This window comes from Brevibacterium sanguinis (assembly GCF_039528855.1).
Classification (GTDB): Bacteria; Actinomycetota; Actinomycetes; order Actinomycetales; family Brevibacteriaceae; genus Brevibacterium; species Brevibacterium sanguinis.
The window spans coordinates 207,172-223,277 of sequence record NZ_BAAAMB010000009.1 but is presented as its reverse complement, the minus strand read 5'-3'; the positions used below and the strand labels follow the sequence as shown (position 1 = coordinate 223,277).

Annotated in this window: 13 protein-coding genes and 1 pseudogene; 7 read left to right on the top strand and 7 right to left on the bottom strand. The window is 67.2% G+C overall.

What is annotated here, in order from left to right; genetic code table 11:
- Positions 1–67 precede the first annotated feature (67 nt).
- Positions 68–1,012 (bottom strand): LysR family transcriptional regulator, encoded by a 945-nt coding sequence (locus ABD154_RS11320; protein WP_198498331.1) that lies wholly within the window; start codon positions 1,010–1,012, stop codon positions 68–70.
- A 112-nt stretch (positions 1,013–1,124) separates the two neighbouring features.
- Between ABD154_RS11320 and ABD154_RS11315 the strand changes: the two genes are divergently transcribed.
- The 3 genes from ABD154_RS11315 to ABD154_RS11305 all read left to right on the top strand — a co-directional run bounded on the left by ABD154_RS11315 (position 1,125) and on the right by ABD154_RS11305 (position 3,632).
- Positions 1,125–1,571 (top strand): MBL fold metallo-hydrolase, encoded by a 447-nt coding sequence (locus ABD154_RS11315; protein ID WP_344251327.1) that lies wholly within the window; start codon positions 1,125–1,127, stop codon positions 1,569–1,571.
- Positions 1,528–2,160 (top strand): MBL fold metallo-hydrolase, encoded by a 633-nt coding sequence (locus ABD154_RS11310; protein ID WP_344251326.1) that lies wholly within the window; start codon positions 1,528–1,530, stop codon positions 2,158–2,160. The genes ABD154_RS11315 and ABD154_RS11310 overlap by 44 nt, the downstream gene beginning before the upstream one ends.
- Before the next feature lie 71 nt (positions 2,161–2,231).
- On the top strand, positions 2,232–3,632 hold the full coding sequence (locus ABD154_RS11305; protein WP_198500929.1) for an MFS transporter: 1,401 nt from the start codon (positions 2,232–2,234) through the stop codon (positions 3,630–3,632).
- Positions 3,633–3,705: 73 nt separating this feature from the next.
- On the opposite strand, the gene ABD154_RS11300 is transcribed toward ABD154_RS11305, so the two are convergent.
- Positions 3,706–4,638: a LysR family transcriptional regulator gene (locus tag ABD154_RS11300; protein ID WP_198498332.1), complete on the bottom strand. Its 933-nt coding sequence runs from the start codon at positions 4,636–4,638 to the stop codon at positions 3,706–3,708.
- Between the two features lie 113 nt (positions 4,639–4,751).
- On the opposite strand from ABD154_RS11300, the gene ABD154_RS11295 reads away from it, so the two are divergent.
- Both ABD154_RS11295 and ABD154_RS11290 read left to right on the top strand, forming a co-directional pair.
- On the top strand, positions 4,752–7,805 hold the full coding sequence (locus ABD154_RS11295) for a cytochrome P450 (protein WP_344251325.1): 3,054 nt from the start codon (positions 4,752–4,754) through the stop codon (positions 7,803–7,805).
- Positions 7,806–7,896: 91 nt separating this feature from the next.
- Entirely contained in the window at positions 7,897–9,249 is a 1,353-nt protein-coding gene (locus tag ABD154_RS11290; RefSeq protein WP_344251324.1) for an MFS transporter, read from the top strand.
- A gap of 47 nt (positions 9,250–9,296) precedes the next feature.
- On the opposite strand, the gene ABD154_RS11285 is transcribed toward ABD154_RS11290, so the two are convergent.
- Positions 9,297–10,001 carry a response regulator transcription factor gene (locus ABD154_RS11285; RefSeq protein WP_344251323.1) on the bottom strand — a complete coding sequence of 235 codons (705 nt, stop codon included), beginning with the start codon at positions 9,999–10,001 and terminating at the stop codon, positions 9,297–9,299.
- Between the two features lie 69 nt (positions 10,002–10,070).
- Positions 10,071–11,444, bottom strand: a complete 1,374-nt coding sequence (locus tag ABD154_RS11280; RefSeq protein ID WP_344251322.1) for a sensor histidine kinase — start codon at positions 11,442–11,444, stop codon at positions 10,071–10,073.
- 686 nt (positions 11,445–12,130) lie between these two features.
- Between ABD154_RS11280 and ABD154_RS11275 the strand changes: the two genes are divergently transcribed.
- Positions 12,131–13,015 carry a DUF4352 domain-containing protein gene (locus tag ABD154_RS11275; RefSeq protein WP_344251321.1) on the top strand — a complete coding sequence of 295 codons (885 nt, stop codon included), beginning with the start codon at positions 12,131–12,133 and terminating at the stop codon, positions 13,013–13,015.
- Positions 13,016–13,127: 112 nt separating this feature from the next.
- Here the strand turns inward: ABD154_RS11275 and ABD154_RS11270 are convergent, their stop codons facing one another.
- The 3 genes from ABD154_RS11270 to ABD154_RS11260 are packed head-to-tail and all read right to left on the bottom strand — an operon-like array spanning position 13,128 to position 15,380.
- Positions 13,128–13,916: a fructosamine kinase family protein gene (locus ABD154_RS11270; protein ID WP_344251320.1), complete on the bottom strand. Its 789-nt coding sequence runs from the start codon at positions 13,914–13,916 to the stop codon at positions 13,128–13,130.
- A gap of 31 nt (positions 13,917–13,947) precedes the next feature.
- A complete protein-coding gene (locus ABD154_RS11265; protein ID WP_344251319.1) occupies positions 13,948–14,481 on the bottom strand; it encodes a GNAT family N-acetyltransferase in 534 nt (177 codons plus the stop codon).
- The gene (locus ABD154_RS11260; protein ID WP_344251318.1) at positions 14,478–15,380 is read right to left on the bottom strand and encodes a macrolide 2'-phosphotransferase; all 903 of its coding nucleotides are present in this window, start codon (positions 15,378–15,380) and stop codon (positions 14,478–14,480) included. Before ABD154_RS11260 ends, ABD154_RS11265 begins: the two co-directional genes overlap by 4 nt.
- Before the next feature lie 199 nt (positions 15,381–15,579).
- Here ABD154_RS11260 and ABD154_RS11255 point away from each other — a divergent pair.
- Positions 15,580–16,106: pseudogene (locus ABD154_RS11255) on the top strand (hypothetical protein); the annotation flags it as partial.

Sequence of the window (16,106 nt, the reverse complement as noted above, 5' to 3'; positions counted from 1 at the left end):
TGGGATCTGTCGGTGGCGATTATCCGGAGAACCGCTGACGGTCGTCACGTCCGCCAGGTCGGTGCGATCAGGGCTGCACCTGGTGCCCCGCGTGCCAACCGAGAGGGTTGGTCTCCTCAGCTGTGGCCCGCAGCGTGGACAGTGCAGTTGTGAGCTTCTTCGACATCCGCGTCTCTGCTCTAGTCACCGCAATGATCGTGTTCGAGACCTCCGGATTGATCAGCGGAACGTAGTTCACCGGCAGCCCGTGGAACGACCGTGTGGTCGGGTGCGGGACAGCATTGGCGATCGACACCCCCAGTCCCATGGCCACCATCGAGCGGATCGTCTCCGCATCGGGAATGAGCCAGCGCACCTGAGGTTCGAGACCGAGGGTGCGCATCTGTGCAACGACGAGATCAGCTGTGGGCGGTGAATCGAGAAGAATGAACGAGTCATTGCGCAGGGCGCGAAGGTCCAGTTCTGCCTGACCTGCGAGAGGGTGATCGGCGGCGATCACCGCATGGGATTGCACGGCCATGAGTTCATGTTTCTGTAGCCCGGCGAATTGCAGCTGCCGGAGATACATCACGGCAATGTCGATCTCCCCGTCGAGGACGCGGCGCTGGCATTCGACAGGGGCCGCCTCGTGGAAGGAGATGTCGAGGGCTGGATACTCGCGGCTGAACGCGGCCGCCACGCCGGGGAAAATGCGCGGTGCCGCGGTGGGGATGCAGCCGATACGGAGGTTGCCTTGCAGAGTTGCCACGTCGCCGATCGATTCGACCGCCTCGGTGACGGTCGCGAGGATCGCTCTGGCATGGAAAGCGAACTCGCGCCCTTCGCTGGTCGGGCGTGCGCTGCGGGCCGGTCCGCGCGCAAGAAGTGTGACTCCGAGCCGCTTCTCAAGCTGACCGAGTGCTGCGGAGACCGTCGCTTGGGAGACCCGGCACGCTTTCGCTGCTGCGCTCACCGACCCGTGGTCAAGGACGGCAAGGAAGTACTCGACCTGGCGGAGCGTGAAATCATTCATCGAGTCTTCCTATGTTGTTCACGTATTAATTTTGCTTTTTCTTTTGATGATCCTGCGAAAGACTGGTCACGTCAACCCGACATCGCAATGAGGCAGAAGGGCGCGCCACGATATGGATGAATCGAAGATGAAAGTCATCACCCTGGGGACTTCCGGGGGACCGCGGTGGTGGAAAGGGAACCTTCGCGACCGTTCTGGGATCGCCACGGCGATCGTCGTCGGAGATCGGTTCTACCTCGTCGATGCCGGCCATGGGGTCGGACGCCGGATCCGCCAGGCGGGCCTTGAGCTCAGTGACCTCGGAGGCGTGTTCATCACCCACCTCCACTCCGATCACACGATCGATCTTCCAGCGCTCATCGTGTTCGGCATGCACGAATTGCAGCATCGTGCTGACCATCCGGTGCCCATTGTCGGCCCGGGACAGCGCGGAGCCCTTCCCCCCCGTCTCGCCGCGAGCGATCGTGACTCCACGGCCCGTGGCCCCGGCGAATCCGACGCCGGGTGTGGTCGGGATGTTCAACAGCATTGTCGCGGCGTATGCGACCGATATCAATGATCGGGTGCTCGACTCACTGCGAACGTCGCCCGAAGTGCTGTTCGACCCGCGCGACATCACTGTCCCAGAGACCATCGGCTTTCATCCGAACACGAATCCGCACCCTGATATGGAGCCGTTCGTCGTCTTCGAAGACGACTGCGTCACGGTCACGGCGACCCTCGTCGAGCATCCGCCGATCGCCCCGGCATTCGCCTTCCGGTTCGACAGCGAGTTCGGATCGGTCACCGTCTCCGGCGACACCCGCGAAGCTGCGAATCTCGTTCGTCTTGCGCACGATACCGACATCCTCCTCCACGAAGCGATTGACTTCTCGTGGGTCGACGGAATGTATGAGCATCGCACCGATGAGGAGGGCCGCGCCTCGCGCGACCACCACTACAAGTCGCACACCTCGTTCGACGGAGCCGTCAGGATCGGAAATGCGGCAGGAGCGAAGACTTTGGCTCTCCACCATCTCGTGCCGGGCGCTGCCGATGAGGGCAGTTGGGCGCACGGTCAGGAACTCTTCAACGGACAGTTCCTCGTTCCCGACGATCTTGACGTGATCCCGGTCAAGTCGCACGCCGATCTTTCGCACAGGAGCTGAACACCGTGGTCAATCACAACAACGGCGTTGTCGATTCCGAAGGCCTGCAGACATCTCTGCGCACGCCTGAGATGAAGAGGATTCTCGCGTCCAGTTTCATCGGTTCGGCGATCGAGTTCTACGATTTCATGCTCTACGCGACGGCGTCCTCGATCGTCTTCGCACAGCTCTATTTCGCCGACCTCGGTCCTGGGCTGTCCTTGCTGGCCTCCTTCAGCACATTGGCTGCCGGATACTTCGCTCGACCGCTCGGCGGAGTGATCTTCGGGCATTTCGGCGACAAGGTCGGACGCAAGATCGCCCTGGTCGTCTCGATGGTCATGATGGGTGGGGTGACCGTCATCATCGGCCTCCTCCCGCCGACAGCGACTATCGGCGTGATCGCTCCGATCACGCTCTTCGTACTTCGCATCATCCAGGGTGTGGCGGTCGGCGGTGAATGGGGTGGAGCGGCACTGATGGCGCTGGAACACGCTCCCAAGAATCGCCGAGGGTTCGCAGCCGGATTCGCCAATGCGGGCGGACCCGCCGGCGCCGTGCTCGCCACACTGGCACTCTCACTGACAGCGGCGCTGACGGGAGACGCCTTCACGGACTGGGGATGGCGCATTCCGTTCCTCTTCTCCGCGGCACTGATCGCGCTGGGACTCTTCATCCGACTCAAGGTCAGTGAGACTCCCGCTTTCAAACGACTCGAAGAGGAGAGCGAGAAGCGGAGGGTGCCGCTGGTCACCATCTTCGGACGATATAAGAAGCAGCTGCTCATCGGAATGGCTGCAACAGCGACGATGTACGTGACATCGGGGCTGACCACGGTATGGGGCGTCTCTGTTGCGGTCGCCGCCGGAGAGAACAACTCTGAAGTGCTCAATTGGAAGGCTACGGGTGCAATCATCACGGTCATCGTCACCCTCATCGTTGCCCGGTTGAGCGACAAGCTCGGGCGCAAACGGACTCTGATATTCGCACACAGCATCGCCGTGATCATGGCGCTGCCGCTCACGCTCCTCCTCGTCATGGGCGAGATCGGACCCTTTGCCGTGGCGATCGTCGTCGGCAATGGCCTCGTGCAGGGTATGCTGTTCGGCCCCATCGCGGCTTTCGTCTCAGAGCTCTTCCCTCCCCAGGTTCGCTATTCGGGTGCCTCTCTCGGATATCAGATGGCGGCAGCGTTGGGCTCGGGATTGATGCCGGTCGTCGCATCGGCGTTCATTCTCGTCCCCGGGGCCGGTCCGTTCCTCATCGCCGGAGTGTGGGCGCTCTGTGCGATCATCGGCATCATTGCTGTCGTCGCAAGTCGCCCGGTGGACGACGGCGAGCAATCCGACGACGGAGAACATCCGCGGAATGCGGACCTCGACGGCGGTCACCAGCCGAGCACCGCGACGGTTGACCGCCTCACCGCCTCGTTGGAGCCTTCCGGAACGTCCGCGCCGAACCGGCACGCCGTGACCAGGCGTCCGGTCACCTGAACGGTGGCTTCCACAGTCCCAACCCCGACAGACCCCTGCCTCAGGTGTTGTTTCCCTGCACCTGAGGCAGGGGTCAGTCTCCGTTCTGCCGTCGATCCCAGTCGACGTCGAGCGCGAAGTCGATGAGGGCCTGAACCCGTGCCGACACCTCGACGCCGGAGGGCCAGATGACCTCGACGGCGACGGGCTCGACGGCCGGTTCGATCTCTTTGACCACCAGCGGATAGCCCTCGTAGCTGGCCGGGTTCTTCTGCCGCTGGACGAGGACGCCGTAGCCGAGTCCGCGGGCGACGAGTGTGCGCACGACCTCGTAGCTCGTCGTCCGGTAGCGGACATGGGGATCGAGCCCGCGGTCATGGAACATCGTCAGCGTGTGCTGGCTCGAGGGAGGGGAGTCCAGGAGGATCATGTCCCGGTCGACGAGGTCCTCGAGACGCACCGTCTCCGCCTCGGCGAAGGGATCGTCGGGGGAGAGGATGACATGGGCCGGTTGGGCGAAGAGCCGGGCCCGGTTCGGGGTGCCGGGCACCAGGGTCTCGTAGACGAAGGCGACGTCGATCTCTCCCGACTCGAGCTTTCCCGCCAGCCGGTCCTGCGGCGTCTCGACGATCTCGAGACTCACCCGGGGATGCTGCTGGCCGAAGTCGGCGAGGAGGACGGGCAGGATCATCGGAGCCAGCGTCGGATAGCACCCGATCGTGATGGGACCGACGAGCTCGCCGTCGACGGGGGTGAGCTCGCGTTCGAGTTCGTTCGCCTCGGCGAGCAGCGTCTGAGCGCGGGCGGCGACCTGGCGGCCGGCGGCCGTGAGGACGAGGCCGTGAGCCTTCTTCCGGATGCACAGATGGGCGTCGAGCTGATGTTCGAGCGCCGTGATCGCATCGGAGATCGCCGAGGAGGACACGTGGAGCTCGGCCGCGGCGGCGGAGATCGTGCCCAGTCTCGCCGCAGTGAGGAGGTAGGAGAGCTGGCGGAGGCTGAACCGCGGGGGCTGATCAGAATGCATTTCCGTTTTTCCTGAATATGAAGTGCGGATAATTCCGCTTTTCCTTTGCTTCTATTCTCCACATACTGGTCAGTGAACGCCATCACATCTCACAGTCGAGGGGGAAGACGACGATGACTTCTCAGATCCACACCGGTTCTCCGACCGGAATCGAGACCGCACCGGTTGCCGATTGGGTGACGATCCCAGAGCTCTACGCCGACCCGTTCCCCATCTACGACCGTCTGCGGGCCGAAGGCGGAGTCCACTGGGTGCCCTCGGTCAACCGCTACCTCATCACGAGCTACGAGGCGGTCAGTGAGACCGAGCACGACCAGGAGACCTACTCCGCCAACGAGAAGGGCTCGCTGCAGATCCGCGCAATGGGCCACTCGATGCTCCGCCGCGACGATCCCGAGCACTACCCCGAGCGCCGTGCCTGGCAGACCGTCCTCAAGCCCGGCTACGTCAAGCGGGTGTGGACGCAGATGTACCGCGAGGTCGCCGAAGACCTCCTCGCCGACCTCAAGGACAAGGGCACGGGAGCGGACCTCATCTGGGACTTCGCCGCACCCTACGCCGCCGAGACCCTGCGCCGGATGATCGGCCTCTACAACGTCGACCAGGCCGACATGCAGCGCTGGTCGCAGACCCTCATCGACGGGGTCGGCAACTACGCCGACGACCCTGAGGTGTGGGCGAAGTCGGAGCGCTCGTTCAACGAGGTCGATGACGCGCTCGACGAGATGCTCGAATACCACCTCACCCATCGGGACGACTCCCTGCTGTCGGGTCTGCTCTCGATGCCGGGGGAGACGATGCCGATCGAGAAGATCCGCGCGAACATCAAGATGACCATCGGCGGTGGGCTCAACGAACCGCGCGACGCCCTCGGGGTCGCCGCCTACGCGATGTTCACCCACCCCGAACAGCGGGCCGCGGCGATGGCCGACCCGTCCCTGTGGCCGACGGTGTTCGAGGAGACCATTCGCTGGATCGCCCCCATCGGCATGTACTCGCGCCAGGTTACCCACGACACCGTCCTCGCCGGCACCCCGCTGCCCGCCGGCGCCCAGCTGGGCATCTGCGTGCTGTCGGCGAACCGGGACGAGAGCATCTGGACCGACGCCCACACCTTCAACATCCACCGGGAGGTCAAGCCGCACCTCGCCTTCAGCAAGGGCGTGCACGTGTGCCTGGGCAACTGGGCGGCCCGGTCGGAGATCGCCGAGGTGGCCCTTCCCCTGCTCTTCAACAGCCTGAAAGGGCTCGACATCGACGAGAGCCGGGAGACCCGCATCGGCGGCTGGGTGTTCCGCGGAATGCTCACCCTGCCGATCACCTGGACCTCGGCCAGCGATGCCCCCGACTACGGTGCCGCCCACGCCGGCGCCACCGCCTCGGCGACGGAGAAGGACAAGGGCCCGGGCCCGCGGATCGCGATCGTCGGCTCGGGGCCCTCCGGCTGCTTCAGCGCGAAGGAGATCCTCCGCCGGATGCCCGGCTCCGCGGTCGACGTCTACGACCGACTCCCCGTGCCCTACGGCCTCCTCCGCTACGGGGTCGCTGCCGACCATCAGGGCACGAAGTCCGTCGAGACGCAGTTCGACAAGCTCTTCGCCGACCCGCGGGCCCGGTTCATCGGCAACACCGAACTCGGTCGGGACGTCAGCCTCGACGAGCTCAAGGCGAACTACGACTCCGTCGTGCTCGCGAGCGGACTTTCCCACGATCGGGCGCTCGAGGTTCCCGGTGCCGAGCTCGACGGCGTCTGCGGAGCGGGCCGGATCACGCGCCTGCTCAACGGTCATCCCGACGAGGAGTTCGCTGACGCGGTGCTCCCACGGCTCGGGGCGCGGATCGCCGTCGTCGGTCAGGGCAACGTCGCCGTCGACTTCATCCGCCTGCTCACCTGCGAGTCCACAGCACTCGAAGGCAGCGACATCGACGACCGCATCCACTCCCGGATGCGCGAGGACGTCTCCCGCATCGATGTCGTCGGCCGCTCGGGCGCGACGGCGGCGAAGTTCGACCCCGTGATGATCCGCGAACTCGCCCGGACCCCCGGCCTCCGCCATGTCCTCCACGGCGTCGATCTCGACTCCACGGCACCGGGCAAGGACGCGAAGCTCGACGCCCTCCGCGATCTCGTCGCCGCTGACGACGGCGCCGCGGCGATCGAGGTCCACTGGTGGTTCGGAGCGACCCCGCAGGCGATCACCGGAGACACCAGCGTCGCCGGCATCGACCTCGACGTCGCCGGGTCCGCCGTCCACCTCGACGTCGACTCGGTGATCTCGGCGATCGGATTCGTCCGAGACATCCCGACGATCGGGCAGCTCGGCATCTGCCCGGTCTCTCCGATCCCCGGAGACGGCAGGATCGATGACCGGCTCTTCGCGATCGGCTGGCTCAAGGGCAACGGTCGGGGGACGATCCCCGACCAGCGCACCGAGGCGAAGGCCCTCGCCGCGCTCATCTCCGCCGAGGTCGACGCCGGGACGATCACCGTCGGGGCCACCGGCCTCGACCCCCGGGAAGAGGCCACCGACTTCGACGGGTGGCGTCGCATCGACCTGCGCGAGCGCCTCGGTGCCGGCCTCGGACGGTGCCGGTCGAAGATCACCGCGCGTGAAGAGCTGCTCGAGGTGGCCCGGGACGCCAGCCTCGACGGGCAGCTGACGGCTGCCTCGGCGAGCACGAGCAGCGATCTGGCTCCCGATGTGCCGCTGACGATCCTCTTCGGAACGGAATCGGGCAACGCCGAACTCGTCGCCGAGGAGCTCGGAATGTTCCTCGGCCAGCGCGACGATCTCGTCATCTCCGATCTCGCCGCGGTCGATCCGACTGAACTCGACCCCACGCGGTTCCACCTCATCGTGTGCTCGACGTACGGCGACGGTGACGTCCCGAGCTCGGCGGCGGACTTCTTCGCGCGCCTCCACGATGACGACGTCGACTGCGCCGGAGTGCGCTTCGCGGTCTTCGGGATGGGCGATGCCAGCTACACGAAGACCTATTCGCGGGGCAGCGAGCGCCTCACCGAGGCCCTCGAGGCCAAGGGCGCGGTCCGGGTCGGCGAGTACGGACGCCACGATGCCGGAGGAACCGTGCCGGCGGCCGAGGCGGCCTGCGAATGGGCGGAAGGAGTGCTGACGAACCTCACGACAGAACTCTCCCCGGCCTGATCTGCCGCACAGCCCAGCCCACCCCGGCTGTCAGCCCGCCCCGCACCCGGGGCGGGCGTTCCCCGACCATCACCTGAACAAGGACGTTCACATGACTGCGACACCCGCACTCACCACCCCTGCCCAGAAGCGAAACCAGCGGAAGGTCGCGTTCGCCGCGGTCATCGGCACGACGATCGAGTGGTACGACTACTTCACGTACTCGACGGCGGCCGCCCTCGTCTTCGCCCAGCTCTACTTCGCCCCCGCCGGGGAGGCGATCGGACAGATGCTCGCCTTCGCGACGATCGGCATCTCGTTCCTCTTCCGCCCGCTCGGGGCCTTCCTCTCCGGGCACTTCGGCGACAAACTGGGGCGCCGGTTCATCCTCGTCGTCACGCTCGTGACGATGGGTGTGGCGACCGCGCTCATCGGTCTCATCCCCACGTATGAGACGATCGGCGTCACCGCACCGATCCTCCTCATCCTCCTGCGCATCGTCCAGGGTCTGTCCGCCGGCGGCGAATGGGGTGGGGCGGCACTCCTCGCCGTCGAGCACGCCGACGCCGACAAGCGGGGACGGGCCGGATGCTACCCGCAGCTGGGCGTGCCGCTGGGCATGCTGCTGTCCTCGGGCGTCATCGCGATCATGACCGGAGTCATCTCACCGGGAGACGCGTTCATGGAATGGGGCTGGAGGATTCCGTTCCTCCTGTCCGTCGTGCTCATCGGCGTCGGCTACTGGGTGCGCCGCTCGGTCGAGGACACGCCCGTGTTCAAGGAGATCCAGGTCGAAGCGGCCAAGCGCAAGGCACCGATCATCGATCTGTTCCGCAAGCACTGGCTGCTCGTCATCGTCGCCGCCCTGATCTTCGCCGGCAACAATGCCAGCGGCTACATGACCACCGGCGGATTCGTCACGAAGTACGCGACCGATCCCGTCGGCTTCGAACCGACTCAGGTGCTCCTGGCGATCACCTTCGGGTCGTTCGTCTGGCTCATCGCCACCGCGGTCTCCGGAGTCCTGGCCGATCGGATCGGGCGGGTGAAGACGTACGTCATCGGGTTCATCATCCTCATCGTCACGGCGTTCCCGCTGTTCTGGCTCATCGACACCGGCAACCTCGGTCTGCTCTACCTCGCCCTCGGCGTGTTCTCCATCGGGCTCGGCCTCTCCTACGGTCCGCAGGCCGCGCTCTACGTCGAGCTCTTCCCCGCCTCGATCCGCTTCAGCGGCGTGGCGATCTCCTACGCGCTCGGCGCCGTCCTCGGCGGGGCCTTCGCCCCGACGATCGCGCAGGCGCTGCTGCAGGCGACGGGAACGACGGCCTCGGTCTCGCTCTACCTCGTCATCATGGCGGCGATCTCGCTGCTCGCCGTCTCCGTCGTCCGCGACCGTCGCGGCATCGACCTGTCCGTGGGCAACGAAGAGGAGCAGGCGACCGGAGTGTGGCGTCGCCGCTGACCTCGCCGAGGCGACCGTCCGTGTCGGGCGGTCGCCTCGGTGGTCGGTCAGTGCGGGCGGTCGCCGAGGTGGGGCGGCACGGGCCGTGTCAATCGGGCCCGCTCGACGAGCACGGCGATGCGCACGCGGTTGTTCGTGTCGAGCTTGAAGTTGATCCGGTTGAGGTGGGTCTTCACCGTGGCCGGACTCATGAACGTCGCCTCGGCGATCTCCTGGTTCGACAGTCCGTCGGCGACGAGCACGGCGATCTGAAGCTCGCGTTCGGTGAGGGTGGCGAGCTGCTCTTCGGCCGCGCGCTGGCTGCGCTGGTCGGGATTCGCCGTGACCTTCCTGATCAACATCCTCGTCGCCTGCGGGGAGAGGAAGGACTCTCCGCTGTGGACACGGCGGATCGCCTCGGCGAGGGCGGTGGGACCGATGTCCTTGAGGATGTACCCGACGGCGCCGGCATCGAGGGCGCGGAAGAGGTAGTCGTCGGTGTCGAAGCTCGTCAGCGCCACGACCTTCGGCGGGCGCACCCCGTTGGTCAGGCGCTCCATGGCCTCGATGCCGCCGATGCCGGGCATGCGGATGTCCATGAGGACGAGATCGGGGAAGTGGAGCGCGACCTTCTCCAGCGCCTCTTCACCGCTGTGGGCCGATCCGACGACATCGATGTCCGGGGCCGCGTCGAGGATCCCCCTGATCCCGGTGACGACCATCTGATCGTCGTCGACGACGATGACGCGGATGGGTGCGGCGGACTCGGTCATGAGCGCAACACTACCCGAGGCCCCGGACACCGCGAGTCCGGTGCCGCACCGCCTCCCGCCGCCTCGGACTCACCCCCGGCGGGGGAACGGCGGCAGCGAGACGTCGACGACGAATTGGCCGTCCCGGACGCCGATGTCCGCGATGCCGTCGAGCATCGCCGCCCGCTCCCGAATCCCTTCGAGCCCGGCCCCCGAGCCCGTTGAGGACAGGCCATGCCGGCCCACCGCTGACGGGACACCACCGTGGGCGAACGGCCGGGTCGACGGTCGGGGCGGAACCTCCTCGGCGCGGGGATCACGGCGCTCACCCGGTCGACCGGCCTGCGGGGCGGGATTGGCGATGACGATCCGGGCGCCGCGGTCGGCCGATACACCGACGTCGACGGTGACCGGAGCGCCCGGGGCGTGCTTGATCGCGTTCGTCAGGGACTCCTGGACGATCCGGTAGACCGCCCGGTCGAAGACCGTCGACGCGGCCTCGACGTCCTGGATGATGATCGAGGGCCGAATGACCGTTCCGGTCGCCTGCACCGAGGCGACGAGCTGCGGAATCGACTGCATGGACGCCAGACTCGGGGGAGTGGACTGCTCCTTCTTCGGACCGGTGCCCGTCAGCGTTCCCTCCCGCACCCCGCCGACCAGATGCCGCAGGTCCTCGAGTGAGGCATGCGCCTCCTGCCGCAGCGCCGAGGCGGTCGAGGCGACATCCGAATCGCCCTTCCCGCCGACCTCGAGGGCACCACTGTGCAGGGAGATGACCGAGAGCCGGTGGGAGAGCGTGTCGTGGAGCTCGCGGGCGAGCAGCTCACGCTCCGACTGCCGGGCGAGCTCTGCGCTCAGTGCCTCATTGCGCTGCGCCTCGTGCGAGGCGAATGCCTCGACGGACTTCATCCGCCGGGTGCGGCGCAGAAGGAAGCCGACTCCGAGGCTGATGCCGAGAGCGAGCAGGCCGACCGCGATCGTCACCCCATCGACAGCCAGTCCCAGATCGCGTGGCGGGGCCGGCGTCGTGACGTTGCCGGGGGTGGAACCGGAGGTGATGAAGAGGAAGCTGAACGGGTTGAGCGCGGTCGGCATCAGGCACATGCGCACGATCGCGAGGACCGAGGCGCCGGATCCCACGATCGCTGCGGTCGCTGCCGCGCGGCGGGTGCCGCGGATGATGAGGTGGAACATGCCGATGAGCATGAGCAGGCAGTCGCCCCAGGCCAACGCCAGTCCCAGCCCGACGGCGAACGGCACCCACGGCCATCTCCGGCGCACGAACACCGTGCCCCACAGGGGGAGCAGGAAGAGGACGACGAGCACGCCGATGACGCTGACCACACCGGCCTCGAACGCCCACGTGTTCGCGACGAGAGCCATCACCGACTGCAGGTAGCCAATGGCGAAGAGCACGACGCCGACGAGGATACTCAGGGTCACCGACAGCCAGCGGGGCATTCGTGTCCGTTGGCGCTGGGTGAATGCCGGCCCGGTCTCGGGTGTGTGCGCCGGCTGTGCGGCCCGGGCCTCCGGCTGAGTTCGGGCCGGCTGTTGAGCTGGGGCCGCCTGCTGGGCCCGGGCCGGCGGCGGTTGTGCGGCCGGGAGCGGCTGAGCGGCGTGCAGGCCGGGACCGTTGAGAGAGGTCGGTGGCATGCTCGGCTGCTGACCGGGCCGCGGCGGGACGCTGAGGCCGGGACGCCTCGGCGCCTCGGGTTGCGGCGTCCGTGCCAACCCGTCGCCGGCCGACATCGGACCGGGGTGCTGCGACCGTCCGCGCTCAGACGGGAGAGCACCGCTCTGGGGCGGGAGGGCACCATGCTCCGGCGGCCGCGACCCGCCGGCAGTCGGCTGCCCGTCGCGCCGAGGCGGCTGAGGCCCGCGCTGCGGCGGGAGTGGATGACCTGACACAGAAGAATCGTATCGGCACGGTCTGACACGCGTAGTCCACCGATCGGGTCGAGAGGCCTCCACCGATCGGCTAACCCGATCGAGCCGATGGGCGGACGCATCCGGTGCGGCGCTGCTCGAAGCTGGGTGGGTCACAATCACTCGCTTCGCCGCTCGCCTCGAGCAGCGAAGCGCCCGCCGAGCATCCGGTGTCGGACGACACCGGTCACGGCCACCTCAGCCGATCAAGGAGCGCCATGTCGAACCCGCAGAACCCTCAGCAGCCCGGACCCCAGCAGCCCGGACCCCAGCAGCCGCATCCCCAGCAGCCCGGCCCTCCATCGCACCAGGGGCATCCACAGGCCGGGCAGCCCATGCAGCCGCAATATGCCTCTCCGTACCCGAACGGCCAGGGCGGATACGCTCCCGCGGGCAGCGGCCCCCAGCAGCCGGCGCAATACCAGCCCGCCTACGCCCCTGCGTTCGGGCAGCCCGGGTCGCCGAACGGCCAGAAGCCCGCGAAGCAGAAGAAGCCGCTGCTCAAGCGCTGGTGGTTCTGGCTCATCGTCATCGTCGTCGTCATCATGCTCGTCAACGCCATCAACGGCGGAGGCGGCGACACCACCGAGGACACCGGGTCGACGAGTTCGCAGGAAGGCGGCGAGGCCGGCTCCGCCGAGGAGCAGCCTGCCGACGAGAACGGCACCGATGGCGAGCCCGCCGAGGACAAGGCCGCGCCGGCCGAATACGGCATGGGCGACGCTGTGGCCGCCGACGGCTGGGAGATCACCGTCGACAAGGTCGAGGACGGCATCTCGACGGTCGGGTCCGAATTCCTCAACACGCAGGCTCAAGGGCAGTTCGTCAAGGTGTCGGTGGCCGTGAAGAACACGACGTCGGAGCCGGCGTTCTTCTACGAGGACAACATCAAGCTCGGCGACGACAAGGGCAACGCGTACTCCTCCGATTCGGAGGCCGGGCTCTACGCCGATGAGGACTCGATCCTCTTCCTCGAGGAGATCAACCCCGGCAACACCGCCGAAGGCGTCCTCGTCTTCGATGTGCCCAAGGACGTCAGCCCCGACCGGCTCACATTCGAAGGCGGGATCTTCTCCGATCCCGTGGAGATCTCCCTGAAGTGATGACCTCGCCGAGGTGACCGCTCCGCAGCGTGGCACCGGTCCGGTCCGTTCGTCGGGCCGGACCGGTGCCGTCTGCTCGGGCGGGTGTGCAGGGGGCTCAGGCCGCCGAGGCTCAGCCGTCGATTTCGTCTCTGCGATCGACGACGGCCCGTGCGGCCGCCAGCGTCTGTCCGAGGAATCCCCGGCCGAACAGGCGGACGTGGGCGAGCAGGGCGAAGAGCGAATGCGCCAGCAGGTCGTCTCGCCATCCTCGGGGCAGCGGGTGCTCGGCTTCGTAGCCGGTGAAGATCTCCTCGAGGAACGGTGTGCCGAAGAGCGCGAGTAGCGCGAGGTCCTCGAGGCGGTGGCCGCCGTGCGCGGCGGGATCGATGAGTGTGCCGCCGCCGGGAGTCCACATGAGATTGCCTGCCCACAGGTCGCCGTGCACGCGTGATGGCGGCTCGGTTCCGATCCCGGCGATTCCGTCGAAGGCTCCCGACTCGATTGCCTCGACCGCCGAGGTGATCGCTGAGTTCTCCTCGACCGTCAGCTCACCGGCGATGGCCGAGGCCGTGGGTGCCAGGCGCGTGCGCACCCAGAAGTCGGAGAAGGACGAGTCGGCGGACACGGGCACCTCGAAGGGAGAATCGAGTGGACCGAACCACGCCCTGTCGGCCGGTGCCCATCCGAATGCCGGAGCGCCCGAGTCGTGAAGTCGCGCGAGCCTGCGACCGAATTCGGCCGCATCACCGGCATTCGGGCTGATCGTCTCAAGCCGATCAAGGCGCAGCGAATCGTCGTCGACGCCGCGCACGCCGACGACGGGCACGACTCCCGGTGCGGCAAGCCACTCGAGTCCGGCCGCTTCGGCCGCGAAGAATCCCCGTGGGGCACCGGCCCGCTGCTTGACGAAATCACCCATGCCACCAGGCTATCGGGGACGACCCGCCGAATCAGGGCCGAAGGTGCTTCCGCATCCACACGGTATCGCCATGGACGGGGTCGGGGTCGCGCAGACCGCTGTCGGAGAATCCGACCTTCTCGAGCACCCGGAACGAGGGTGCGTTCCATTCGCGGACCGACGCCCACAGCCGCGGCAGCCCGGCGCTCTGCGCTGCGGTCGTGACCGTGCGCGCCGCCTCGGTGGCATAGCCGACACCATGAGCGTGGGAACAGAGCTCGAAGGCGATCTCCGGTTCCGCCGCGCTCGCGCCGCCGACGATGAGTCCGCAGTACCCGACGAACTCGGCGGAGTCTCTGCACTCGACAGCCATCAGACCGAGTCCGGCAGCGTCGGCTTCGGCGTGCTGTTCGGCCAGGGACTGCGCCAGATCCCCGACAGTCGGTCGCCCGTCTTCGTCGATGCGGCGTGCCGCGGGCACCCGCGGATCGCGCTCGATCCACAGTCGTCGCACCGCCTCGGCGTCGGCAGAGACAAGAGGACGCAAACGCAGCCGCGCAGTGACGAGGTCGGGGCCGATCCTCACCCCGCGACGGGATTGAGCTGTTCGCGCGCGGCCTCGAGATGGCCGACGTCGCCCGTGTCGAGGGCGTAGAGCCCCAGGTCGACCGCCGCGGTCGAGAACATCTCCGCACAGTGCTCGGCGAGCTTGGGCCACACCCTCCCGCCGCGCTCGACATAGCGCTCGACCGTCCTGTCGAACGCCTCGGGGGACACGCTCATCTGGTGGAACATGAAATCCCGCGCGGGATCGCCGACCGCCGCCGTCGTCCAGTCGAGCAGACCGACGATGCGGGTTCCCTCCATGAGCTGATGCGCAGGGTAGATCTCCCCGTGCGTCACCGTCGACCACGTCGGCCAGTACCGATCATCGTCGAGCCACGCCGCCCAGCGCTCCCGCAGATCCTCTGCGACCTCGAACTCCCTGACCACGGCAGCGATGTCCTCGCGCTTCTGCTGCCTCACCTCGGCGGGGGAGAGGATGGGAATCCCCGAATCGCGCACCACCGCCGGATCGACGGCGTGGAGTTCAGCGAGGACATCTCCGAGCGAGTGCGCATAGTCGTTGGCTTCGACATCGAAATGCCACCGAGGCTGCGCATCCTCATCGAGAGTGAGCCCCGGACTGCCCGGCAGCAGGGGATAGGCGATGAGTCGGTCGGTGTGGATCTGCCAGTCCGGGACGTCGACGCTCAGGTGCGGGGCGACGCTGCCGAGGAACCGCCCCTCGATGTCGGCGCGCTCGGTGACATCCGGACGTCGCGGAATGCGCAGCACCCACGCTGAGCCGTCGGCCGCCTCTGCGAAGGCGACACGGAAGTCCAGGCCGATCTCATCGATGGAGACCGACTCGGGAACGAGCGTGAGGCCGTGCTCGGCGGCCAGTTCGCTGATGGCGAGGGGACTGCGGGGTGACTGGTCCATCCCTCCACTGTTGCCCAGCAGGGAAGCGAAGTACAGCCGACTCGGGCCAGTCGTCCAGCTTGTGACGAACTTGTGTCATTCGGCAAGACATATGCGCAATAATGCTTGCTGGCAAACTGCATCCGTGCCACGATGAGACCACGCTGGTGTTTACCTCACCTCGATCGATGTCGATCGAGCGGGCTGAAAGGGAAGAGACATGAACGGCACCACCATCATCTGGATCGTCGTCGCAGCCGTCGTCGTCATCATCGCCATCATCGTCATCGTCGCGCTGGCTCGGCGGGCCCGGGCCAAGAAGATGGAAGAGCGCCGCCAGCAGGCCGCGCAGATCCGCGAGGAGGTCGCCGCAGCCGCTCCGACGACGGCGGCCTACGAATCGGAGGCAGAGGCCGCTCGGTCCCGCGCCCTCGACGCCCAGGCCGAGGCCGACGCGAAGGCCGAGGCGGCCCGCCAGGCCGAGGTCGAATCCCTCAAGGCCGCAGCCCGCGCCGACGAGTACGAGACCGCGGCCAACCAGCTCGAGGATTCTGCGGAGAAGTCCCGGCTCGAGCAGGAGCGCTTCCTGCAGCGCGCCGATGAGCTCGATCCGGACACGAATACCGACGCTGATCGCCGCGCCGATGGCGACGCCGATCGCCGTCGCGATGGGGATGTCGATGGTCGTCGCGATGGGGAAGTCGATTCTCGCCGCGATGGGGACTGGGACCGCACCGATCGCGATCG

Excerpts from the sequence above, each read along its gene's own strand:
- ABD154_RS11295 (WP_344251325.1), top strand. The coding sequence starts at position 4,752 with ATGACTTCTCAGATCCACACCGGTTCTCCGACCGGAATCGAGACCGCA.
- ABD154_RS11260 (WP_344251318.1), bottom strand. The coding sequence starts at position 15,380 with ATGGACCAGTCACCCCGCAGTCCCCTCGCCATCAGCGAACTGGCCGCC.
- ABD154_RS11280 (WP_344251322.1), bottom strand. The coding sequence starts at position 11,444 with ATGCCCCGCTGGCTGTCGGTGACCCTGAGTATCCTCGTCGGCGTCGTG.
- ABD154_RS11300 (WP_198498332.1), bottom strand. The coding sequence starts at position 4,638 with ATGCATTCTGATCAGCCCCCGCGGTTCAGCCTCCGCCAGCTCTCCTAC.
- ABD154_RS11310 (WP_344251326.1), top strand. The coding sequence starts at position 1,528 with ATGTTCAACAGCATTGTCGCGGCGTATGCGACCGATATCAATGATCGG.
- ABD154_RS11275 (WP_344251321.1), top strand. The coding sequence starts at position 12,131 with ATGTCGAACCCGCAGAACCCTCAGCAGCCCGGACCCCAGCAGCCCGGA.
- ABD154_RS11305 (WP_198500929.1), top strand. The coding sequence starts at position 2,232 with ATGAAGAGGATTCTCGCGTCCAGTTTCATCGGTTCGGCGATCGAGTTC.
- ABD154_RS11290 (WP_344251324.1), top strand. The coding sequence starts at position 7,897 with ATGACTGCGACACCCGCACTCACCACCCCTGCCCAGAAGCGAAACCAG.
- ABD154_RS11270 (WP_344251320.1), bottom strand. The coding sequence starts at position 13,916 with ATGGGTGATTTCGTCAAGCAGCGGGCCGGTGCCCCACGGGGATTCTTC.
- ABD154_RS11315 (WP_344251327.1), top strand. The coding sequence starts at position 1,125 with ATGGATGAATCGAAGATGAAAGTCATCACCCTGGGGACTTCCGGGGGA.
- ABD154_RS11320 (WP_198498331.1), bottom strand. The coding sequence starts at position 1,012 with ATGAATGATTTCACGCTCCGCCAGGTCGAGTACTTCCTTGCCGTCCTT.
- ABD154_RS11285 (WP_344251323.1), bottom strand. The coding sequence starts at position 10,001 with ATGACCGAGTCCGCCGCACCCATCCGCGTCATCGTCGTCGACGACGAT.